The sequence below is a fragment of the Pseudomonas sp. Larv2_ips genome (assembly GCF_963879675.1).
Lineage (GTDB): Bacteria > Pseudomonadota > Gammaproteobacteria > Pseudomonadales > Pseudomonadaceae > Aquipseudomonas.
Genome location: NZ_CAWOAW010000027.1, coordinates 1323402 through 1345399 on the forward strand (window position 1 = coordinate 1323402; position 21998 = coordinate 1345399).

Genomic DNA, 21998 nt, shown 5'->3' on the forward strand with positions numbered 1-21998 from the left:
TATGCTAAAACGCAAAGGAATTATTTTGGCCGGCGGTTCTGGCACGCGCCTGCACCCTGCAACCTTGGCTATTTCCAAACAGTTGCTACCGGTTTACGACAAGCCGATGATCTACTACCCGCTGACCACGTTGATGTTGGCGGGTATTCGCGACATTCTGATCATTTCCACGCCACAGGACACCCCGCGTTTCGAGCAACTTTTGGGCGATGGCAGCAACTGGGGTTTGAACATTTCCTACGCCGTACAGGCATCCCCGGATGGTCTGGCCCAAGCTTTCATCATCGGCGAGGACTTTATCGGCAACGATCCGTCGGTGCTGGTGTTGGGCGACAACATCTATCACGGCCACGACTTCAACGAGCTGCTCAAAAGCGCCATGCAGCGTGAGGACGGCGCCAGTGTGTTCGCTTATCACGTCAACGATCCCGAGCGTTATGGCGTGGTTGAGTTCGATGCCCAGGGCAAAGCGATCAGCCTGGAAGAAAAGCCACTGCAGCCCAAGTCGAACTATGCCGTCACCGGACTTTATTTCTACGATAAACAAGTCGTCGATATCGCGAAAAGCATCAAGCCATCTCCTCGCGGTGAGCTAGAAATTACCGATCTTAATCGCGTCTATATGGAGCAAGGTGAGCTATCGGTAGAAATCATGGGTCGTGGCTATGCCTGGTTGGATACGGGTACCCACGACTCACTGCTCGAGGCCAGCCACTTCATTGCCACGCTCGAACACCGTCAGGGCCTTAAAGTGGCTTGCCCTGAAGAGATCGCCTTCCGTCAGAACTGGATCAATGCAGAGCAACTAGAGCGCCTGGCCGCACCGTTGCTCAAGAACGGTTATGGCCAATACCTCAAGCGCCTGCTCCACGAGAGAATTTACTAATGAAAGTCACACCATTAGCTATAGCTGACGTATTGTTATTTGAGCCGAAAGTGTTTGGTGATGATCGTGGCTTCTTTTTTGAGAGCTTCAACCATCGCTCTTTTGAAGAGGCTATCGGCCGCTCAATACAATTCGTGCAAGACAATCACTCTCGTTCAGTCAAAGGCGTATTGCGTGGTCTGCACTATCAAACGCATCAGACTCAAGGAAAGTTGGTGCGCGTCGTACAAGGCGAGGTGTTTGATGTTGCTGTGGATATTCGCCGCAGCTCTGCGACATTTGGGCAGTGGGTGGGTGCTTATCTTTCTGCGGAAAATAAGAATCAACTGTGGGTGCCTGAAGGTTTCGCTCATGGTTTTGTTGTGCTCTCGGATACGGCAGAGTTTCTCTATAAAACAACGAACTACTACGCACCTTCGCATGAGCGATCGATTCTGTGGAATGATCCGGCTCTAGCTATAAAGTGGCCAATAAATGAGCCTCCAGCTCTATCAGCAAAGGATATGCAAGGTTCGTTACTGGCTAAGGCTGAGGTTTTTGATTGATGCAAAATTTTTCCTACTCTCCTATAGAAATGGTTGCAAGTTATTGGCGTAATCGATCTCTTATTAATACGCTTACGAAGCGAGAGATATTAGGGCGATATCGGGGTTCAAGTTTTGGTCTGCTTTGGTCATTTTTTAACCCAATATTAATGCTTGCAGTTTACACTTTCGTTTTTAGTGTGGTTTTCAATGCGCGTTGGGGCGCGGGAAGTGGTGGGTCAAAAACAGAATACGCTCTTGTTCTGTTTGCGGGTCTCATAGTGTTTAATATTTTTGCTGAGTGTGCTAGTCGTGCTCCGGATCTGGTGTTGTCCAATGTTAATTATGTGAAGAAGGTTGTTTTTCCTTTGGAGATTTTGCCTTGGGTGATACTCGGGGCTGCCTTGTTTCATGGGTTGGTAAGCCTGTTCGTATGGCTAATATTTTATTGTATATTCTTTGGTGTTCCTCATTTAACAGTGCTCTATTTCCCCGTCGTTGTTTTTCCATTGATTGTTTTTTTTCGATGGGGGTTTCCTGGGCGCTTGCTTCCCTAGGCGTGTATTTGCGTGATATATCACAGGTTATCGGTGTGGTGATTACTATGCTCATGTTTCTATCTGCAATATTTTATCCTGTATCATCCCTCCCTGAAGACTACCAAGTAATTATGCAAATGAATCCTCTTGTGCCCATTATTGTGGGCGGTGGGGTAGGTTGCTCGCGCGTTAATCGTCTGGACGGATGAACCCGTCATCAATATCCAGTCCGGCTCTTGCCGCGAATGGGCTGTGAAGCACTATTCCGAGCGTTTGGTATGAAGATTCTATTGCTGGGTAAAAATGGCCAGGTGGGCTGGGAGCTCCAGCGGAGTATGGCGCCCTTGGGCCAAGTGCTTGCGCTCGACTCAAAAAGCCCGGACTACTGCGGCGACCTCAACGATCTGCCGGGTCTGGCTGCGACCGTGCAACGGTTTGCGCCTGACGTCATCGTGAACGCAGCGGCCTACACCGCTGTCGATAAAGCCGAAAGCGAGCCCGCCCAAGCCCTGCGTATCAACGCAGAAGCCCCGGCGGTACTGGCCGCCGAGGCGCTGAAGCTGAATGCCTTGCTGGTGCACTATTCCACCGACTACGTGTTCGCCGGCACCGGCGACACGCCGTGGCTGGAAAGCGACCCGGTCGGCCCGCTGAGCGTCTACGGTACGACCAAGCTGCAGGGCGAGCAGGCCATCCAGGCCAGCGGCTGTGCGCACCTGATCTTGCGTACCAGTTGGGTCTACGCAGCACGCGGTAACAACTTCGCCAAGACCATGCTGCGCCTGGCCATTGAGTGCGACAGCCTCAACGTGATTGACGACCAGTTCGGTACGCCCACCGGGGCGGACCTGCTGGCCGACGTCACCGCGCACGCGATCGGCACTCTGGGCTCGAACCCGCCTTTGAGCGAGGTGTATCACCTCGCCGCCGCAGGCGAGACCACCTGGCACCGCTATGCCCGCTTCGTGCTCGAACAGGCGCAAGCGGCTGGCGTGCAGCTCAAGGTCGAACCGGCCAAGGTGGGCGTGATCACCACCGCGGCCTACCCGACGCCGGCCAAACGCCCGGGTAACTCCCGACTCAACACTCAAAAACTGCAAAATGCCTTCTCACTGCGCCTGCCTGAATGGCAGGACGGCGTGGCACGGATGCTTAAAGAAATTCTAGAGAAATGAACATGCTTAAACGTAAAGGAATCATTTTGGCCGGTGGTTCAGGCACACGCCTGCACCCTGCAACCTTGGCAATCTCCAAGCAATTGCTGCCGGTTTACGACAAGCCGATGATCTACTACCCGCTGACCACGCTGATGCTGGCGGGTATTCGCGACATCCTGATCATTTCCACGCCACAGGACACCCCGCGCTTCGAACAGCTGCTGGGTGATGGCAGCAACTGGGGCTTGAATCTTTCCTACGCCGTACAGGCATCCCCGGATGGTCTGGCCCAAGCTTTCATCATCGGCGAGGACTTTATCGGCAACGATCCGTCGGCGCTGGTGCTGGGCGACAACATCTATCACGGCCACGATTTCAACGAGCTGCTCAAAAGCGCCATGCAGCGTCAGGACGGCGCCAGTGTGTTCGCTTATCACGTCAACGATCCCGAGCGTTATGGCGTGGTTGAGTTTGATGCCCAGGGCAAAGCAATCAGCCTGGAAGAAAAGCCACTGAAGCCCAAGTCGAACTACGCCGTCACCGGTCTGTATTTCTACGACCAGGACGTGGTTGAAATCGCCAAGAGCATCAAGCCGTCGCCACGTGGCGAGCTGGAAATCACCGACCTCAACCGCATCTACATGGAGCGCGGCAAGCTGTCGGTCGAAATCATGGGCCGTGGCTATGCATGGCTGGACACGGGTACTCATGAGTCGCTGCTCGAAGCCAGCAGCTTCATTGCCACGCTGGAGCACCGTCAGGGCCTTAAAGTGGCTTGCCCTGAAGAGATCGCCTTCCGTCAGAACTGGATCAATGCAGAGCAACTGGAGCGCCTGGCCGCACCGCTGCTCAAGAACGGTTACGGCCAATACCTCAAGCGTGTGTTGCTTGAGAAGATTTTTTGATGGACCTGTCGTCAATAATCAAACCGACCTGGAGACCACAATGAGCAGTACCAAACACTTTTTCGTCCACAGCCATGCGCTGTGCGAATCCGAAAATATCGGTAAAGACACGCGTGTCTGGGCCTTCGCGCATATCCTGCCGGGGGCCACGTTGGGCAATGAATGCAACGTGTGCGACAACGTTTTCATCGAAAACGATGTGATCATCGGTGACCGCGTAACACTCAAGTGCGGCGTGCAAGTGTGGGATGGCATCACCCTTGAAGACGACGTTTTTATTGGGCCGAATGCAACCTTTACCAATGACCTTTTTCCGCGCAGCAAGGTCTATCCGCAGACCTTTGCCCGCACGATCGTTCGAAAAGGCGCGTCGCTGGGTGCCAACTGCACCATCCTTCCAGGCCTGACGATTGGCACCAATGCCATGATTGGTGCCGGGGCCGTCGTCACACGGTCTATTCCGCCCAACGCAATCGTTGTCGGCAACCCCGCCAAAATCATTGGCTATGTTGATACTAAGCCGGTCGATGCAAGCCAGGATGGGGCTGAAAAGGTCGCCAGCACGCCTGGGGCGGTCGCCACTTCTGTCAACGGCGTCACGTTGCACACCATGACGGAGGTCGCCGACATTCGCGGCAGTCTGTCTGTGGGCGAGTTCGAGCGAACAGTGCCGTTCAAGTCAGAGCGTTACTTTCTGGTATATGACGTGCCGACGGCAGAAACACGCGGCGAACATGCTCACCGGGTCTGCCATCAGTTCCTGGTGGCGGTGAAAGGTTCGGTGCACGTGGTTGCCGATGATGGCAATAACCGCGAGGAATTCGTGCTGGATCGGCCGAACAGGGGCTTGTATTTACCGCCGATGACCTGGGGGATTCAGTACCGCTATTCCCAGGACGCGGTACTGATGGTGTTCGCTTCACACCGCTATGATGCTGCCGATTACATTCGCAATTACGACGAATTCAAAATGCTCATCACCGGCGCTTGATGGCCGTAACTGCCTGCGGTCCATCCATTACTGCCCGTGAGTCACGCCGCTGAGGTTGCCAACGCAATCAGCGGCGTTTCCCCGACAATAATGTCCCCACCCGCAACACCAACCACAACGCTCCCCCAATCAACACGCCGCCATACACATGCGCCATCGACAGCGGCTCATCCAGCAACAACGCGCCCCACAACACCCCAAACGGCGGAATCATGAAGGTCACGGTCATCGACTTCACCGGCCCGATGGACGACAGCAAGCGGAAGTACAGAATGTAGGCAAACGCCGTGCACACAAGGCCCAGACCTAGCAGTGATGACCAAACCTGCCAGCCACCCCAACTCGCGGGCGGGTGGCTGATGGCGCTGTAGGCAAAAAACGGCAGTAAAAACAGGGTGGCGCCGAGCATGCTGCCCAGCGCGGCGAGTCGGCTGTCCAGGCCGCCGCGTTGGTCCAGCCAACGCCGTGCGAGGAACCCGGCGAAGCCGTAGCAGGTGGTGGCTAACAGGCAGGCCAGCGCCCCCATCAATAATTCCAGGTCAAACGCCACCGGCCCGGCGCGCGTCAGCACGGCCACGCCGAGCAGGCCCAGGCTGACGCCGGCGATTTTCGACGGCGTCAGGCGTTCACTGAAGAACAACCCGCCAATCAACACGCCCATCAGTGGCGTGGTGGCGTTGAAGATCGCCGAGTAGCCGGCCGGCAGCACCTGCGCGGCCACCGAGTACATGGTCGCGGGGATGCCGGAGTTGATCACGCCCAGCAGCAGCACGGTCTTGAACTTGCCCTGGAAGTCCCAGTTGACGCGCATCGCTGCGAGTATCACCAGCAAGCCGGCGGCGGCAATCGACACGCGAAAAAATGCGGTCGGCACGGTGCCGATTTCCGGCGCGATGATGCGCATGAACAGGAAGCTCGCGCCCCAGATGGCAGCCAGCCCCAGCAAATACAGGGTGTCGACAGGTCTCACGGAACACTCCTACCTCAATAAGGCGGCGAGTGTTGCCTAGAGGCCTGGCCGACACAATCGCTAATTACAGGACAAACCGCGTCACCATGCCGTTGAGGTCCACGGCCAGGCGCGACAGCTCCTGGCTGGCGGCGGAGGTCTGGGTCGCGCCCGCGGCGGTTTGGGTGGACAGGTCGCGAATGTTCACCAGGCTGCGGTCGACGTCACGGGCCACCAGTGCCTGCTGCTCAGCGGCGCTGGCGATCACCAGGTTGCGCTCGCTGATCTGCGAGATGGCCGCGGTGATTTTTTCCAGCGCGCTACCGGCGCTGTTGGCGCGTTGCAGGGTCTGGCCGGCGTGTTCGGCGCTGCTGTTGAGGGCGTCGACGGTGTCCTGGGTACCTTGCTGGATACCGGTGATCATCTGTTCGATTTCCTCGGTTGAATCCTGAGTGCGTTGCGCCAGCGAGCGCACCTCATCGGCCACTACCGCAAAGCCTCGGCCGGCTTCGCCTGCGCGCGCTGCCTCGATGGCGGCATTGAGCGCCAGCAGGTTGGTTTGCCCGGCGATGCCGCGGATCACTTCGAGCACTTTGCTGATGTCTTGAGCTTGCACGGCCAGGCCTTCGGCTTTGTTCGAAGCGCCAAGCACTTCGTCCACCAGGTTCTGGATCGAGCTGATGGTTTCGCTGATCTGGTAGTGGCCGTGCTTGCTGTCTTCATCGGAGGCCTTGGACGCTTCGGCGCTGGACACCGCGTTGCCCGCCACTTCGTCCACGGCCGCGCTCATCTCGTTGACGGCGGTCGCCGCCTGTTCAATTTCATCGTTTTGCGCCTGCAGGCCACGGGTGCTCTGTTCCATCACCGAGCTCATTTCCTCGGCGGCGGAGGCCAGTTGCTGCGCCGATTCGCTGATGCCATGGATCGTGGTTCGCAGCTGGTCCTGCATGGTGGCCAGGGCCGTCAGCAATTGCGCCGGTTCGTCGGTGCCTTTCACCACCACAGGCTGGCTCAAATCGCCGCCGGCGATGGTGCGTGCCACGGCCAGGGCCTGGCCGAGGGGGGCGGTGATACTGCGGGTCAGCAGCCAGGCGAGCAATAAAGTGGCGATCAACGCGCACACGATGATCAGGCCGACCACCCACTGAGCGCTGGCATACATCTGCGCGGCAGCATTGGCCGCGTCTTCGACGCCTTTCTGATTGAAGGTGATCATGTCCTCCAGGCTCTTGTTGAGGACCGTACCTTGGGGTGCCAGGCGGCTGGTCAGCAGGTCGATGGCATCTTGCTGTTGATCCTTGTCCACCAAGGCCACCATCTGCCCGACGATGCTGAGATAGGTCGCCACATCGGCTTTGAGTTTTTTCAGCAGAGCGGCTTCTTCGTCGCCGCTGGTCAGGGTTTCGTGATGGGTCAGCAGCGTTTGCAGCTCAGTGCTCTGGCGGGTGATCAGGCTTTTGCTGTTGTCGCGAATCCGCGATTCGTCGGTGGTCGCCAGGCGCAAGGCCTCCAAGCGGATACTGGCCACATAGGCCGCGCTGTCGTGGATATTCTCGATGCTCGGCATCCATGACTCTTCGATGACCAGCGCGCTTTCTCGCAGCTTGGCCATCTGGCCCAGGCCAAACAGGCCGACAATCACCAGCAAACCGGCCAACAGCGCAAAACTCAGACTGGCGCGCAATCCGATCCTCATGTTCCTCAATGACATCTCAATGCTCCTTAGGCGATTAGAACCTGTTCCCGGATCGGTCTTCAGACCTTGTTAGGCTGGGAGAGGGCGCGCTATATATCAAAGTGCCACTAAGGAGGTAATCAGGGTTTCCCTTACGGTGTATCAATTCGGTTACATAAGGTGTGAAGCGCAAGCGCGCTGCTGTTTACCCTGGCAGGCGGCAAGCCACGGCATTGCAGGCCTGTAGCCAAAGGTGCTGGCGCCTTTGGCTGCGTTTACTGACCATACGGTCGAATTATGAAATTTGAAAAAATCCTACAATGTGTCGACAGTTGTACAGCGTGACCCAAAAAATCATCCTTCTCGTGCCCCCGTTCACTGGCTAAGCTCAGGGCTTCCAGACGCCCGTTCGAGGTTTCCCGTATGCCGCAGTCCGCGCTTGCCATCGCCCGCATGATCCTCGATGGCTTCGACGATTACCGTGAGCACTTCCGCCAGATCACTGACGGCGCCCGTGAACGTTTCGAGAAGGCCCAGTGGCAGCAAGGGCAGGCGGCTTCGGCGGCGCGGATCAACTTGTACGAAGAGAAAGTCGCTGAAGTAACGGCGCGCCTGCGTGCCCAGTTCGACGAGGCCACGCTGCTGGAAGTGGACGCGTGGCCGCTGGTGAAGCGTGCCTACATCGGCCTGATCGACCTGCGCTTTGACGATGAATTGTCCGAGACCTGGTACAACTCGATCTTCTGCAGCCTGTTCAGTCACGACCTGATCAGCGATGCCTGCATGTTCATCCACACCACGCGGCCGAGCCTGCGCCGTGCGCGTGCGGCGCAAACCCGCGTTTATCAGCCGGCGGGCGACCTGACGGCGATGCTGGCGCAGGTCTTCGCCGATTACGCGTTCAGCGAACCCTACGCAGACCTTGCGACCGACCTGCGCCGGCTCGAAGCGCAATTGCGCGAAAACCTGCCGGACTGGGTGTGCAAAGATCCGGACCTCAATGTTGAGCTGTTTTCCTCGGTGCTCTACCGCAATAAAGGCGCCTACCTCGTAGGACGCATCTACACCCGTGACGAACAATGGCCGTTGGTGATTCCGCTGCTGCACCGCGAAGGGCGCGGCATTCAGATCGACGCGCTGATCACGGACGAAGCCGACGTGTCGATCATCTTCTCGTTCACGCGCTCGTATTTCATGGTCGACGTGCCGGTGCCAGCGGAATTCATCGGGTTTCTCAAACGCATCCTGCCCGGCAAGCACATCGCCGAGCTGTACACCTCAATCGGTTTCTACAAACACGGCAAGTCGGAGTTCTACCGCGCGCTGATCAACCACCTGGCCACCACCGATGACCGCTTCATCATGGCGCCCGGCGTGCGCGGCATGGTCATGAGCGTGTTCACACTGCCGGGCTTCAACACGGTGTTCAAGATCATCAAGGACCGCTTTTCACCGTCGAAAAACGTCAATCGCGCCACCGTCATCGAGAAGTACCGCCTGGTAAAAAGCGTCGACCGCGTGGGGCGCATGGCTGACACCCAGGAGTTCGCCGATTTCCGTTTCCCCTTGAGCAAGTTCGAGCCTGAATGCCTGGCCGAGCTGTTGGAGGTCGCTGCGGGCACCGTGGAAGTCGAAGGCGACACCGTGCTGATCCGCCACTGCTGGACCGAACGGCGCATGACCCCACTCAACCTCTACCTCGACAACGCCAACGACGCCCAAGTGCGCGAAGCGCTGGAGGACTACGGCCTGGCCATCAAGCAACTGGCGGCGGCGAACATCTTTCCCGGCGACATGCTGCTGAAAAACTTCGGCGTCACCCGCCACGGTCGCGTGGTGTTCTATGACTACGACGAAATCTGCTTTCTCACCGAAGCCAACTTTCGCCACATCCCGGCACCGCGCACGCCCGAGGACGAAATGGCCTCGGAGCCCTGGTACTCCATTGGGCCGCTGGATGTGTTCCCCGAAGAATTCCCGCCGTTCCTGTTTGCCGACGCCGGCCAGCGCAAGCTGTTCGACGAGCTGCACGGCGAGCTGTACAACGCCGACTACTGGAAAGGCCTGCAGGAAGCGATTCGCGCCGGCAAGGTCATCGACGTGTTCCCGTACCGCAGAAAAGAGCAGCTGTAAGCCTCAAGCGGCAAGCCACAGGTAAGCGGTTTTGCTTCTACTTGCTGCTTGAAGCTTGACGCTGATAGCGGCTTTTCTGCCACACTTGCCGGCCGTGCATAAATGACGACCTTCAAAGTACCTGATGACTGACCAAGCGCCCGCTATCGACCAACTGCTGAAAAACCTCGATCACGCCATGCTCGCCGACCGCCACCGCTTGCGGCGCCAGTTGCTCGAGCTGCGCAAGAAGCCCGACGAGGACAAGCTGGCGCAGTGGGTCACGCGCATGCAGGCGTCCTGCGCACAGGTCACGGCGCGGCGTGCCAGCCTGCCGGTGATTCGCTACGACGACAGCCTGCCGATTGCCGCCAAGCGCGATGAGATCAAAGAGGCGCTGCAAAAGCATCAGGTGCTGATCATCGCCGGTGAAACCGGCTCGGGTAAAACCACCCAACTGCCGAAAATCTGCCTGGAGATCGGCCGTGGCCAGTACGGCCTGATCGGCCACACCCAGCCGCGCCGAATCGCCGCGCGCAGCGTCGCCAGCCGCGTCGCCGAAGAACTGGCCACGCCGTTGGGCGCGCTGGTCGGCTATCAGGTGCGTTTCGAAGACCAGAGTGACTCCAACACCCTGATCAAGTTGATGACCGACGGCATCCTGCTGGCGGAAACCCAGAACGACCGCTACCTGGAACGCTACGACACGATCATCGTCGACGAAGCCCACGAACGCAGCCTGAACATCGACTTCCTGCTCGGCTACCTGAAAACCCTGTTGCCGCGTCGCCCCGACCTGAAAGTCATCATCACCTCGGCGACCATCGACCTGGAGCGTTTTTCCAAGCACTTCGACGATGCACCGATTGTCGAGGTCTCGGGCCGTACCTTCCCGGTGGACATCTGGTATCGCCCGCTGACCCTGGAGCAGGACGAGGAGGGCAACCGCGTCGAGGACGACTTGACCGTCGACCAGGCGATCCTCGCTACCCTGGATGAAATCGCCGCCCATGAACGCAGCGAGCGGCGCAGCCCTGGCGATGTGCTGGTGTTCTTGCCGGGCGAGCGCGAGATTCGTGACGCCGCCGAGATGCTGCGCAAGGCCCAGCTCAAGCACACCGAAATTCTGCCGCTGTATGCGCGCCTGTCACCGGCTGAACAACAGCGCATTTTCCAATCCCACCCGGGCCGCCGTGTGGTGCTGGCGACCAACGTCGCGGAAACCTCGTTGACCGTGCCTGGCATTCGGTATGTGATCGACAGCGGCACCGCGCGCATCAGCCGTTACAGCTACCGCGCCAAGGTGCAACGCCTGCCGATCGAGGCAATTTCCCAGGCCAGCGCCAACCAGCGTAAAGGCCGTTGCGGTCGGGTCGAGCCCGGTATTTGCATCCGCTTGTACAGCGAAGAGGATTTTATCGGCCGTCCGGAATTCACCGACCCGGAAATCCTGCGCACCAACCTTGCCGCCGTAATCCTGCAGATGCTGCACCTGCGCCTCGGCGAAATCACCGATTTCCCGTTTATCGAGCCGCCGGACGGCAAGGCCATCAGCGACGGTTTCAACCTGCTGCAAGAGCTCTCGGCGGTCGACCGCAACAGCCAGCTCACGCCGCTGGGCCGCCAACTGGCGCGCCTGCCAGTGGACCCGCGCATGGGCCGCATGCTGCTCGAAGCCGCCAAGCTCGGCAGTTTGCAGGAAGTGCTGATCGTCGCCAGTGCCATGTCGATCCAGGACCCGCGTGAACGCCCGCCAGAGCGTCAGCAAGCGGCTGACCAAGCCCACGCCCAGTGGAAGGATGCCGATTCTGACTTCGCCGGGTTGGTAAACCTGTGGCGCGGTTTTGAGGAGCAGCGCCAGGCGCTGACCGCCAGCCCGTTGCGTAACTGGTGCCGCAAGAACTTCTTGAATTACCTGCGCCTGCGCGAGTGGCGCGATTCCCATCGCCAGCTCAGCCTGATCTGTCGCGACATGCAGTTGACCGTCAATAAAGAGCCGGCGGACTTTGCCAAGCTGCACAAGGCTGTGTTGTCTGGCCTGTTGAGCCAGATCGGCCAGAAGACCGAAGACGGCGATTACCTCGGCGCGCGTCAGCGGCGCTTCTGGATTCACCCGTCCTCGGGCATCGGCAAGAAGCGCCCGCAATGGCTGATGACCGCTGAACTGGTGGAAACCACCAAGCTGTACGCGCGCATGGTGGCAAAAATCGATGCCGACTGGATCGAGCCGCTGGCCGGGCACCTGATCAAGAAAAACCACTTCGAGCCGCATTGGGAGAAGAAGCGCGGCCAAGTGGTGGCCTTTGAGCAAATCACGCTGTTCGGGCTGATTGTGGTTGGGCGCCGGCCGGTGCATTACGGGCCGATTGACCCGGTGGTGTCGCGCGAGCTGTTTATCCGCGAAGGCCTGGTGCGCGGCGAGATTCAGTCGCGGGCCAAGTGCCTGGCGGCCAACCAGCAACTGCTGGAGCAGCTCGACGAACTGGAGGCCAAGGCGCGCCGTCGCGACATCCTGGCGGACGAAGAAACCCTGTACGCCTTCTACGATGCGCGCTTGCCGGCGGAGATCCACCAGACCGCGACGTTCGACAGCTGGTACAAGGTCAACAGCCAGAAAGACCCGCAACTGCTGATCATGCGCGAGGAAGACGTGCTGGCCCGCGAGGCCAGTGAAGTCACGGCCCTGCATTATCCGGACACCTTGCACCTGGGCGATCTGGAGTTGGCGCTGAGTTATCACTTCGAACCCAACCACCCCCGCGACGGTGTGACCCTGCGCGTACCGGCGCCACTGCTGCCGGCATTGCCGCCGGAGCGCCTGGAATGGCTGGTGCCGGGGGTGATCGAAGCCAAGTGCATTGCCCTGGTGCGCAACCTGCCCAAGGCGCTGCGCAAAAACTTTGTACCGGTGCCGGATTTCGTCAAGGCGGCGCTGCAACGCATCGAATTCGGCCAGGGCTCGCTGCCCCAGGCGCTGGGGCGCGAACTGCTGCGCATGACCGGCGCACGGGTCAGCGATGAAGCCTGGGCCGAGGCGGCGCAGCAGGTGGAAAACCACCTGAAGATGAACCTGGAAGTGGTCGACGGCCAAGGCAAGTTCCTCGGCGAAGGGCGCGACCTGGCCGAGCTGACCGCGCGTTTTGCCGAGGCCAGCCAGGCCGCGTTGGCCGTGCCGCAAACCGCCAAAAGCCAGCAACCGGTGCAAGCCAAGGTGTTTGCGGCGGTGGCCGAGAAGACCCAGCAAAAGATCGCGGGGCTGTCGATGACGGTCTACCCGGCGTTGGTCGAAGAAAATGGCACGGTCAAGGAAGGGCGGTTCTCGACGGCCGCCGAGGCGGAGTTCCAGCATCGTCGCGCGTTGCAGCGCCTGCTGCTGCAGCAATTGGCCGAGCCGGCGAAATTCCTGCGCGGCAAATTGCCCGGCCTGACCGAATTGGGCCTGATGTACCGCGAACTGGGGCGCGTCGATGCACTGGTGGAAGACATTCTGTTGGCCAGCCTCGACACCTGCGTACTGGAAGGCGAAGCCAGCTTGCCGCGTGACGGTGCAGGTTTGGCGGCCCTGGCTGAACGCAAGCGCGGCAGCTGGACCGAGCACGCCGAGCGCCTGGCCCGCCTGACGCTGGAAGTGCTGAAGCTGTGGCATGGCTTGCAAAAGCGCTTCAAGGGCAAGATCGACCTGGCCCAGGCGGTGGCCTTGAATGACATCAAGCAGCAGCTGAGCCATCTGGTGTACCCAGGTTTTGTGCGGGAAACCCCGGCGCAGTGGTTCAAGGAACTGCCACGTTTCCTCAAGGCCATTGAGCTGCGCCTGGAGAAACTGCCCAGCCAGGTGCAAAAGGACCGAGTGTGGAGCACTGAGCTGAGCGGCCTGTGGGCGCAGTACCAGAACCGCCTGAACAAACACGCCCAGGAAGGCAAGCGTGACCCTCAGCTGGAGCTGTATCGCTGGTGGTTGGAGGAATATCGCGTGTCGTTGTTTGCCCAGCAGTTGGGCACCAAAGTGCCGATTTCCGACAAGCGTTTGAGCAAGCAATGGAGCCAGGTGGACGCCTGAAGCCCTCTCGGTTAGCGAGATTGTGGGAGCTGGCTTGCCTGCGATGGCCTCCCAGTGATTTGACTGATACACCGCGGTGTCTGCATCGCAGGCAAGCCAGCTCCCACCGTCAGCATGGGGTTTATCCGGAAATGGCGCCAAATCCCCGAGGTTGTGGCAAACTTCGCGGTCATAAATGCCGGGATCGTCGTGATGGGCTGGTGTGCAGCCGCGGCGCAATGGAATAAAGCGTTGCCAGTTTGATGCCCGCTGGACGGAATCGAACGACTTAAAGTTTGGTACGACGGTACCAATATCTTCTGCCTGACAGATTTAGAGGAACGACCGTGCATAACGTCGTCATCAGCGGCACTGGCCTGTACACCCCGGCCAACAGCATCTCCAACGAAGAGCTGGTGCAGTCTTTCAATGCCTATGTTCAGCAGTTCAACACTGACAACGCCGCCGCCATCGAGCGCGGCGAGGTCCAGGCACTGACTGAGTCCAGCGCAGCCTTTATCGAGAAAGCATCGGGCATCAAGAGCCGTTTTGTCATGGACAAGGACGGTATTCTCGACCCGCAGCGCATGGCCCCGCGTTTGCCCGAGCGCAGCAATGACGAATGGTCGGTGCTATGCCAGATGGCCGTTGGCGCGGCCGAACAGGCCCTGCAGCGCGCGGGCAAGACTGCCGCCGACATCGACGGCGTGATCGTGGCCTGCTCCAACCTGCAGCGCGCCTACCCGGCCATCGCCATCGAAGTCCAGGAAGCGCTGGGTATCGAAGGTTTCGGTTTCGACATGAACGTGGCGTGCTCGTCGGCGACCTTTGGTATCCAGAACGCCGCCAACAGCATCCAGCTGGGCCAGGCGCGGGCGATCCTGATGGTCAACCCGGAAGTCTGCACCGGCCACCTGAATTTCCGTGACCGCGACAGCCACTTCATCTTCGGGGATGCGGCTACGGCCGTGATTCTCGAGCGCGCCGACCTGGCGACTTCCGAGCATCAGTTCGATGTGGTGAGCACCAAACTGCTGACCAAGTTTTCCAACAACATCCGCAACAACTTCGGCTTCCTCAACCGCACGGCGGAAGAAGGCATCGGCGCGCCGGACAAGCTGTTCGTACAGGAAGGTCGCAAGGTCTTCCGTGATGTCTGCCCAATGGTGGCGGAACTGATCGGCGTGCATCTGGACGAAAACCAGCTGAATGTGGCCGACGTGAAGCGTTTCTGGCTGCACCAGGCCAACCTGAGCATGAACCACCTGATCGTGAAAAAACTGCTGGGCCGCGAAGCCTCGGTGGAAGAAGCGCCGGTGATTCTCGACACCTACGCCAACACCAGTTCGGCAGGTTCGGTGATCGCGTTTCACACCTACCAGGACGACTTGCCAAAAGGAGCCGTGGCGGTGCTCAGCTCGTTCGGTGCCGGTTATTCGATCGGCAGCGTAATCCTGCGCAAGCGCTAATCTTTGGATTTGGCCAGATTTAATGTGGGAGCTGGCTTGCCTGCGATGACGATAGTGGAGCCACCGCCGCTATCGCAGGCAAGCCAGCTCCCACAGGTATCGGATTTCCACAGCAGGATTGAGGTAAACGATGGCAGCAGCCGACGACGCGCACCTGCTGGAACGGCTGCTCAAGGGCGAGCAGCGGGCCTACAAGGAATTGGTCACCACCTACCAGAGCGCCATGCGGGCAGTGGCCTATGCCATTGTCGGCCAGCGCCACGCCGACGAAGTGGTGCAGGACGCGTGGTTGTCGGTGGTGCGCAACCTGGCCAGGTTCGAAGGGCGTTCCAGCCTCAAGACCTGGCTGCTGACCATCACCGCCAACTCCGCCAAGGGCCGCTATAAACAAAATCGCCGGGAAGTGTTGCTCGACGATTTGCCCTCACCTCACGGCACCATCGGTGACGATCGCTTCGTCCCCGACGATGGCCACTGGGCCGTGGCCCCGTACGCCTGGCACCAGGACACCCCGGAAGCGTTGCTGACCGAGGATGAGTTGCGCAAGTGCCTGGAGCATACGTTGCTGAGTTTGTCGGAGCTGCAAAGCAGCGTGCTGGTGCTGCGTGAGCGCCAAGGCCTGGAGTTGGAAGAGATTTGTAATCTTCTGACGCTCTCGCTCTCCAATGTCCGTGTGCTGTTGCATCGGGCACGGCTTAAAGTCTTCGCCACGGTGGAGCATTTTGAGGAAACGGGCGAATGTTGACCTGCAAAGAACAAGTGGCACGTTCCAGTGACTACCTCGATGGGCAATTGACCTTTCGCGAACGTTTGCTGGTGCGTCATCACTTGATGTTTTGCCCTAACTGCCGGCGATTTATCCGTCAGATGCGCCTGATGCAGGCGACTTTGAAAATCATGCCGGAAGAACCGGTAAAGGACGTGGATGCATTGGCTGACCGGCTGGTAGCCGAGCGGCTGAAAGATCAGTAAAAGCGCGAACAATGCAGACTGGCGTGGGTGGGGCGAACGGATGATGAGGGGCGACCCACCCACGCAAGGCTGTTGAAACCACCTCGGGCCGTCCTGGCCCAAGGTTTATTGCACACCCATTAGAACTTGGCTTCAGCATCCAACTGCAGGGTGTTGGTGTTGGCATCACGCTGCGTGCGGCTGGCGTAGTCCGCCTTGGTCAGGAAGTACGTGGCGCCGAGGGCGAAGTTCTTGTCGATGTCGTAGCTGACCTTCATCTTGTGGCCGCGTGAGCCGGTGGTGCCGTTGGCGAAGTCCGAGTCGGTGAAGGCACCCACCACGGCGTTACGCTGGATATCGCGGTAGTTGTAGTCCAGGTTCAAGCCGAACACTTTGGACTTGGCACCGATCAACCAGGCAGTGTCCTGATCGGTCACCGCGTCGTTGTTTTTCACGTACTGGCCATAGAACGCCAACGGCACTGCCAGGCCGCCGATGTCGGCCTGGGCGAAGCCTTCGTACAGGCGGAACTGGTTGTCGGCCGAGTTGCCGTTGACCGCCAATGCGCAAGGCGTGGTGGTGGTCGTGCAACGGCTGTCCTTGTCGTTCTGGTAGGCGTAGACGCTGCCGCCCAGGGTCATTTTCAAGTTGTCAGTCAGCGAGAACCGCGTGCCCAACTGGCCGGACGTCAGGCGCAGGTCGTGACGAAATTGCACGCCGTCGCCGTCGACGTTGTCCTTGAGGTTGTAGTTGCCGATGCTGCCGAACAACTCGGCGCTGCTGCCCAGTGGGTATTTGTAGGTCAGGGCCAGGCCTTCCGGGTTGATGTCGCTGTCCCAGATCACGTCGCCCATGTTGACCCACGGCTGCAACATCTTGCCGCCGATCACGTGCAGGTTTTTGATCTGGTCCGGATGGTAGTCGATGTAGCCCAGGTCCAGCCAGATCGACTTCTTGTCGAAGTAGTTGTCCTGGTCCTGGTTGGTGGAGCGCGCGTCGTCGCTGCTGCCGGTGGCAATGCGAATGCCGGTGTCGACCTGCGAGTTGACCTCGGTGTAGGCGCCCAGGCGGGCACGGATGCGCTGACGGTCCTTGTCACGCCCGCCGTTGTTGGATTCGCCCTGGATCTTCACGGTTTCCTGACGGAAGCGCACGTCACCCTTGAGCTGAGTGCGCGCGGCCCAGGCCAGTTTCTGGTCGAACACACTCAGGTCGTTGGTTTTTTTCGCGGTAGCCGCGATCTGCTCGTTGGTCTCTTGTTGAGCTTGCTGTGCGATCTGCTTTTCTTTCTGGTCCTTGGCTAATTCCGCCTGCAGTTCGGTGTACTGCGCAGCGGTGATCTGGCCGTTGGCCTTGAGCATGTCGAGCAATTTAGCGTCGACTGCAGCGCTGGCCGGAACGCTCAGGGCCAGCAACAGGCCGCCACACAGGGCCGCCGCAGTTTTAGTGGAAGCAAGACGCATATCAATCTCCGAAAGTGAGGAGGGATGGCAAACCATCCAGGACACAACCGACCGATGACGGACGGAAAATAGCCGCCTGCTAGAACCAGGCGCTCTAAAAACAGGCGTCAGTATCACGATCACTTATGACGGAACAGTGGCTAAGTGATGTTATGTAGATGACAAAATATTTAAGAAGGAACTATTTGAGTTGGCCTTTGTCGTGCCATTTGGGCGTGTGCGAAAGCCACCGATAAGCGATACTCGCCAGGCTTTCACGCCCTGAAGTAGTGAGGATGCCGATGCCGTTGCAACGCCTGGACGCCCTGTCCGAAATCGCCCCGCAGGTATGGGATGCCCTCGTGCCGCAGGCCCAACCTTTTGTACGGCATGCATTCCTGAGCGCGCTGGAAGACAGCGCCAGCCTGGGGCCGCAATCGGGCTGGCAACCTGAGCATTTGCTGCACTGGGAAGGCGATCGCCTGGTGGCGGCAATGCCCAGCTACCGCAAATGGCATTCCTACGGCGAATACGTGTTTGATCACGGTTGGGCCGATGCGTGTGAGCGGGCAGGCATTGATTACTACCCAAAGTTGCTGACGGCAGTGCCGTTCAGCCCGGTCAGCGGGCCGCGCTTGCTGGCCAGGAGCGTCGAAGACGCTTTCGAGCTGCTGAACAGCCTGCCGGGCTACCTGGAAATCGAAGGGCTCTCCAGCGCCCACATCAACTTCACTGACCCTTTGGCCGACCAAGCCTTGGCGCAGCATCCAGGTTGGTTGCAGCGTTTGGGCTGTCAGTTTCATTGGCAAAATCGCGGCTATCGCGACTTCCAGGATTTCCTCGACGCCTTGAGCTCACGCAAGCGCAAACAAATGCGCAAAGAGCGCGAGCAAGTGGCGGGGCAGGGCATCGAGTTCGAATGGCTGCAAGGCCATGAGTTGAGCGAAGCGCAATGGGATTTTGTCTACGCCTGCTACGCCAACACCTACGCCGTGCGCCGCCAGTCGCCGTACCTGACGCGGGCGTTTTTCAGCCTGCTGGCCGAGCGCATGCCCGAAGCGATTCGCGTGGTGCTGGCTAAACAGGGCTCGCGCCCGGTTGCCATGGCCTTCAGCCTGATCGGTGGCGACAGCTTCTACGGGCGTTACTGGGGCTGCCTGGCGGAATTCGACCGCCTGCATTTCGAAACCTGCTTCTACCAAGGCATGGATTACGCCATTGCTCACGGTTTGCAGCGCTTCGACGCCGGCGCCCAAGGCGAGCACAAGTTGATTCGCGGGTTTGAACCGGTGATCACCCGGTCGTGGCACTACCTGCGCCACCCAGGTCTGAAAAATGCCGTGGAAGATTTCCTCGAGCGCGAGCGCGTAGGGATTCTGGCGTATGCCGAAGAGGCGAGGACAGCCCTGCCTTATCGGCAGGGCTGAACCCTTGACCTCAGGCTGGGTCCTCCTCGCCCAGCCATCGATAGGTCGCGCCGCCGATCACCGCACCGAAAATGGGTGCCAGCCAGAACATCCACAACTGCTGAAGCGCCCACCCGCCGACGATCAGTGCCGGGCCGGTACTGCGGGCCGGGTTGACCGAGGTGTTGGTCACGGGGATGGAGATCAAGTGGATCAGGGTCAAGGCCAGGCCAATGGCGATAGGCGCGAGGCCCGCTGGGGCACGACGGTCAGTGGCGCCAAGGATGATCAGCACGAACATCGCCGTCATCACCAGCTCACAGACAAACCCCGTTGCCATTGAGTAACTGCCCGGCGAATGCTCGCCGTAGCCATTGGAAGCCAGGCCCGATGCCAGTTCGAACCCGGGTTTGCCGCTGGCAATGAAGTACAACAGCGCAGCGGCGACCGTGCCGCCGATAACCTGCGAGATGATATAAGCCGGTAACTCCCTGGCCGGGAACCTCCCGCCCACTACCAAGCCTACTGATACGGCCGGGTTGAGATGGCAGCCGCTGATGTGTCCGATGGCAAACGCCATGGTCAACACCGTGAGCCCGAACGCCAGGGCTACGCCCAACAGCCCTATCCCGACGGCGGGAAACGCTGCGGCCAACACCGCACTCCCGCAACCGCCCAACACCAGCCAAAACGTACCCAATCCCTCTGTGATTGAACGTTTGAACAAAGACATGCAACACGTCCTTGATAGATCGCTCTACCCAATCAGTAAATCAATGATGCTCCCTGCAGATTTACTTCAGCGCCCGTCTGGGCACTGCTTTGATTGAAGCAGGCTTTTGTGGCAAATCCAGGCCATAAAAAAGCGCCAGAACCCTTTGGGTGCTGGCGCGATAGGCCAATGCTGCGATGCAATGCGATCAACTGTGGGAGCGGGCTTGCTCGCGAAGGCGCAGTGTCAGTCACCGTATAGGCCGACGGTTACACCGCTTTCGCGACCAAGCCCGCTCCCACAGTCTGGAGGGTGTTTTCCCCGGAAGCGGTCAGTCGATGCCGACGAAGCCTCCGGTTTGATGCTGCCACAACCTGGCATACAGCCCGCCGTGGGCCAGCAATTCAGCATGGCTGCCGGTCTCGGCGATTTGCCCTTTCTCCAGCACCACCAACCGGTCCATCCGTGCAATGGTCGACAACCGGTGCGCAATCGCTATCACCGTCTTGCCTTGCATCAAGGTTTCCAGGCTCTCCTGGATCGCCGCTTCCACTTCCGAGTCCAGCGCCGAGGTGGCCTCGTCCATGATCAGAATCGGCGCGTCCTTGAGCAGCACCCGCGCAATGGCAATGCGCTGGCGCTGCCCACCGGAGAGTTTGACCCCGCGCTCACCCACATGGGCGTCCAGCCCGGTACGCCCTTCGGCGTCCGACAGCAGCGGAATGAATTCATCGGCGCGGGCCTTGTGGATGGCGGCCGTCAGTTCTTCATCGGTCGCATCCGGCTTGCCGTACAGCAAGTTGTCACGGATCGAGCGGTGCAGCAGCGAAGTGTCCTGGGTGATCATGCCGATCTGTGCGCGCAGGCTTTCCTGGGCGACCTCGGCGATGTTCTGCCCGTCGATCAGGATGCGCCCGCCTTGCAGGTCGTACAGGCGCAGCAGCAGGTTGACCAGGGTCGACTTGCCCGCACCGGACGGGCCGATCAGGCCGATCTTTTCCCCGGCCTTGATCGTCAGGTTCAAGCCGCCAATGATCCCGCTCTTTTTGCCGTAGTGAAAATCCACCTGCTCAAAGCGTACTTCGCCATGGGGCACGTTGAGGCGCGGGGCATTCTCGCGGTCGGTGACCGCCAGCGGTGCTGCGATGGTTTTCAGCCCGTCCTGCACCATGCCGATGTTTTCGAAAATGCCGTTGACCACCCACATGATCCAGCCGGACATGTTGACGATACGAATCACCAGGCCGGTGGCCAGGGCAATCGCGCCCACGGAAATCAGCGACTGGGTCCACAGCCACAGGGCCAGGCCGGTGGTGGTGACGATCAGCAGGCCGTTCAAGATGGCAATCGTCACGTCCATGCTGGTCAGCACGCGTGCGGCCAGCTGGGTTTTTTCGGTCTGCTCGATGATCGCTTCCTTGGCGTATTCCTGCTCATTCTGCGTATGGGCGAACAGCTTCAAGGTGGTGATGTTGGTGTAGCCGTCGACGATGCGGCCCATCAGTTTGGAGCGCGCTTCAGAGGAGATCACCGAGCGCTCTTTCACGCGCGGCACGAAGTAACGCAAGGCCAGGCTGTAGCAGATGATCCAGGTGATCAGCGGGATCATCAGCCGCCAGTCGGCCTCGGCAAACAGCACCAGGGCGCTGATCGCATAGATCGACACGTGCCAGATGGCTTCCGCCGTCGCCACCGCCGAGTCACGCAAGGAGTTGCCGGTTTGCATGATGCGCTGGGCGATACGCCCGGCGAAATCGTTTTGAAAGAAATTCAGGCTCTGCTTGAGCACGTAGCTGTGGTTTTGCCAGCGAATCAGGCTGGTCATGCCGGGGTTGATGGTCTGGTGCACCAGCAAGTCATGCAAGCCGTTGAAGATCGGGCGCAACAGCAGGGCGACCACGGCCATCCAGATCAGCTCGGCGCTGTGAATCTGGAAGAAGTTGGCGGGCGGTGTGCCTTGGGCCAGATCGATGATGCGGCTCAGGTAGCTGAACAACGCCACTTCGATCAACGCACCGATCAGGCCTACCACCAGCAAGGCGGCAAAGCTTGGCCACACCTGGCGCAGGTAATAGAGGTAGAAGGGCAGGACTTTGTCGGGCGGGGCGTCGCTGGGGGCAGCGCGGAAAATATCGATCAGTTGTTCAAAACGACGATAGAGCATTAGGTTGACGCCCGCCTGGCGGGCTCTCCTGTTCAAATGCGCGCGTGGCCTTGTGGGCCATGCGCGGAGCTACCTGCAGA

At 59.5% G+C, this 21998-nt stretch carries 16 protein-coding genes and 1 pseudogene; 12 read left to right on the plus strand and 5 right to left on the minus strand.

Features of this window, described 5'->3' with window-relative positions:
• Position 1 precedes the first annotated feature (1 nt).
• The 6 genes and pseudogenes from rfbA (AACV02_RS22925) to AACV02_RS22950 all read left to right on the plus strand — a co-directional run bounded on the left by rfbA (AACV02_RS22925) (position 2) and on the right by AACV02_RS22950 (position 5002).
• On the plus strand, positions 2-886 hold the full coding sequence (rfbA, locus tag AACV02_RS22925) for a glucose-1-phosphate thymidylyltransferase RfbA (RefSeq protein WP_119742191.1): 885 nt from the start codon (positions 2-4) through the stop codon (positions 884-886).
• Positions 886-1431 (plus strand): dTDP-4-dehydrorhamnose 3,5-epimerase, encoded by a 546-nt coding sequence (rfbC, locus tag AACV02_RS22930; protein WP_119742193.1) that lies wholly within the window; start codon positions 886-888, stop codon positions 1429-1431. The genes rfbA (AACV02_RS22925) and rfbC overlap by 1 nt, the downstream gene beginning before the upstream one ends.
• Positions 1431-2110 (plus strand): annotated as a pseudogene (locus AACV02_RS22935) (ABC transporter permease); the annotation flags it as partial. The gene rfbC and the pseudogene AACV02_RS22935, both read left to right, overlap by 1 nt.
• A gap of 117 nt (positions 2111-2227) precedes the next feature.
• Positions 2228-3124 (plus strand): dTDP-4-dehydrorhamnose reductase, encoded by an 897-nt coding sequence (rfbD, locus tag AACV02_RS22940; RefSeq protein WP_119742195.1) that lies wholly within the window; start codon positions 2228-2230, stop codon positions 3122-3124.
• A 2-nt stretch (positions 3125-3126) separates the two neighbouring features.
• Positions 3127-4011: a glucose-1-phosphate thymidylyltransferase RfbA gene (gene rfbA / locus AACV02_RS22945; protein ID WP_119742821.1), complete on the plus strand. Its 885-nt coding sequence runs from the start codon at positions 3127-3129 to the stop codon at positions 4009-4011.
• Between the two features lie 40 nt (positions 4012-4051).
• Complete coding sequence (locus AACV02_RS22950) at positions 4052-5002, plus strand: WxcM-like domain-containing protein (protein ID WP_119742197.1); 951 nt, start codon at positions 4052-4054, stop codon at positions 5000-5002.
• A 67-nt stretch (positions 5003-5069) separates the two neighbouring features.
• Here AACV02_RS22950 and AACV02_RS22955 read toward each other — a convergent pair whose 3' ends face one another.
• Both AACV02_RS22955 and AACV02_RS22960 read right to left on the minus strand, forming a co-directional pair.
• Positions 5070-5972, minus strand: coding sequence for a DMT family transporter (locus AACV02_RS22955; RefSeq protein WP_119742199.1), 903 nt, complete (start codon positions 5970-5972; stop codon positions 5070-5072).
• A gap of 64 nt (positions 5973-6036) precedes the next feature.
• The gene (locus AACV02_RS22960; protein ID WP_119742201.1) at positions 6037-7662 is read right to left on the minus strand and encodes a methyl-accepting chemotaxis protein; all 1626 of its coding nucleotides are present in this window, start codon (positions 7660-7662) and stop codon (positions 6037-6039) included.
• Positions 7663-8049: 387 nt separating this feature from the next.
• Here AACV02_RS22960 and aceK point away from each other — a divergent pair, with 387 nt between their 5' ends.
• The 5 genes from aceK to AACV02_RS22985 all read left to right on the plus strand — a co-directional run bounded on the left by aceK (position 8050) and on the right by AACV02_RS22985 (position 16215).
• The gene (gene aceK, locus AACV02_RS22965; protein WP_106576370.1) at positions 8050-9759 is read left to right on the plus strand and encodes a bifunctional isocitrate dehydrogenase kinase/phosphatase; all 1710 of its coding nucleotides are present in this window, start codon (positions 8050-8052) and stop codon (positions 9757-9759) included.
• A gap of 124 nt (positions 9760-9883) precedes the next feature.
• Positions 9884-13795: an ATP-dependent RNA helicase HrpA gene (gene hrpA, locus AACV02_RS22970; protein ID WP_119742203.1), complete on the plus strand. Its 3912-nt coding sequence runs from the start codon at positions 9884-9886 to the stop codon at positions 13793-13795.
• Between the two features lie 326 nt (positions 13796-14121).
• Positions 14122-15243, plus strand: a complete 1122-nt coding sequence (locus AACV02_RS22975; protein ID WP_106576372.1) for a beta-ketoacyl-ACP synthase III — start codon at positions 14122-14124, stop codon at positions 15241-15243.
• 130 nt (positions 15244-15373) lie between these two features.
• A complete protein-coding gene (locus AACV02_RS22980; protein ID WP_106576373.1) occupies positions 15374-15988 on the plus strand; it encodes an RNA polymerase sigma factor in 615 nt (204 codons plus the stop codon).
• Positions 15982-16215, plus strand: coding sequence for an anti-sigma factor family protein (locus AACV02_RS22985; RefSeq protein WP_106576374.1), 234 nt, complete (start codon positions 15982-15984; stop codon positions 16213-16215). Before AACV02_RS22980 ends, AACV02_RS22985 begins: the two co-directional genes overlap by 7 nt.
• A gap of 119 nt (positions 16216-16334) precedes the next feature.
• On the opposite strand, the gene AACV02_RS22990 is transcribed toward AACV02_RS22985, so the two are convergent.
• Complete coding sequence (locus AACV02_RS22990; protein ID WP_106576375.1) at positions 16335-17657, minus strand: putative porin; 1323 nt, start codon at positions 17655-17657, stop codon at positions 16335-16337.
• Between the two features lie 281 nt (positions 17658-17938).
• On the opposite strand from AACV02_RS22990, the gene AACV02_RS22995 reads away from it, so the two are divergent.
• Entirely contained in the window at positions 17939-19063 is a 1125-nt protein-coding gene (locus tag AACV02_RS22995; protein ID WP_119742205.1) for a GNAT family N-acetyltransferase, read from the plus strand.
• A 10-nt stretch (positions 19064-19073) separates the two neighbouring features.
• On the opposite strand, the gene aqpZ is transcribed toward AACV02_RS22995, so the two are convergent.
• Positions 19074-19775, minus strand: coding sequence for an aquaporin Z (gene aqpZ / locus AACV02_RS23000; RefSeq protein WP_106576377.1), 702 nt, complete (start codon positions 19773-19775; stop codon positions 19074-19076).
• A gap of 310 nt (positions 19776-20085) precedes the next feature.
• On the minus strand, positions 20086-21918 hold the full coding sequence (locus AACV02_RS23005; protein ID WP_106576378.1) for an ABC transporter ATP-binding protein: 1833 nt from the start codon (positions 21916-21918) through the stop codon (positions 20086-20088).
• Between the last annotated feature and the right edge of the window lie 80 nt (positions 21919-21998).

Coding starts and splice junctions, on each gene's coding strand:
- rfbA (WP_119742191.1), top strand. CDS start 2: ATGCTAAAACGCAAAGGAATTATTTTGGCCGGCGGTTCTGGCACGCGC.
- rfbC (WP_119742193.1), top strand. CDS start 886: ATGAAAGTCACACCATTAGCTATAGCTGACGTATTGTTATTTGAGCCG.
- rfbD (WP_119742195.1), top strand. CDS start 2,228: ATGAAGATTCTATTGCTGGGTAAAAATGGCCAGGTGGGCTGGGAGCTC.
- rfbA (WP_119742821.1), top strand. CDS start 3,127: ATGCTTAAACGTAAAGGAATCATTTTGGCCGGTGGTTCAGGCACACGC.
- AACV02_RS22950 (WP_119742197.1), top strand. CDS start 4,052: ATGAGCAGTACCAAACACTTTTTCGTCCACAGCCATGCGCTGTGCGAA.
- AACV02_RS22960 (WP_119742201.1), bottom strand. CDS start 7,662: ATGTCATTGAGGAACATGAGGATCGGATTGCGCGCCAGTCTGAGTTTT.
- aceK (WP_106576370.1), top strand. CDS start 8,050: ATGCCGCAGTCCGCGCTTGCCATCGCCCGCATGATCCTCGATGGCTTC.
- hrpA (WP_119742203.1), top strand. CDS start 9,884: ATGACTGACCAAGCGCCCGCTATCGACCAACTGCTGAAAAACCTCGAT.
- AACV02_RS22980 (WP_106576373.1), top strand. CDS start 15,374: ATGGCAGCAGCCGACGACGCGCACCTGCTGGAACGGCTGCTCAAGGGC.
- AACV02_RS22985 (WP_106576374.1), top strand. CDS start 15,982: ATGTTGACCTGCAAAGAACAAGTGGCACGTTCCAGTGACTACCTCGAT.
- AACV02_RS22990 (WP_106576375.1), bottom strand. CDS start 17,657: ATGCGTCTTGCTTCCACTAAAACTGCGGCGGCCCTGTGTGGCGGCCTG.
- AACV02_RS22995 (WP_119742205.1), top strand. CDS start 17,939: ATGCCGTTGCAACGCCTGGACGCCCTGTCCGAAATCGCCCCGCAGGTA.
- aqpZ (WP_106576377.1), bottom strand. CDS start 19,775: ATGTCTTTGTTCAAACGTTCAATCACAGAGGGATTGGGTACGTTTTGG.
- AACV02_RS23005 (WP_106576378.1), bottom strand. CDS start 21,918: ATGCTCTATCGTCGTTTTGAACAACTGATCGATATTTTCCGCGCTGCC.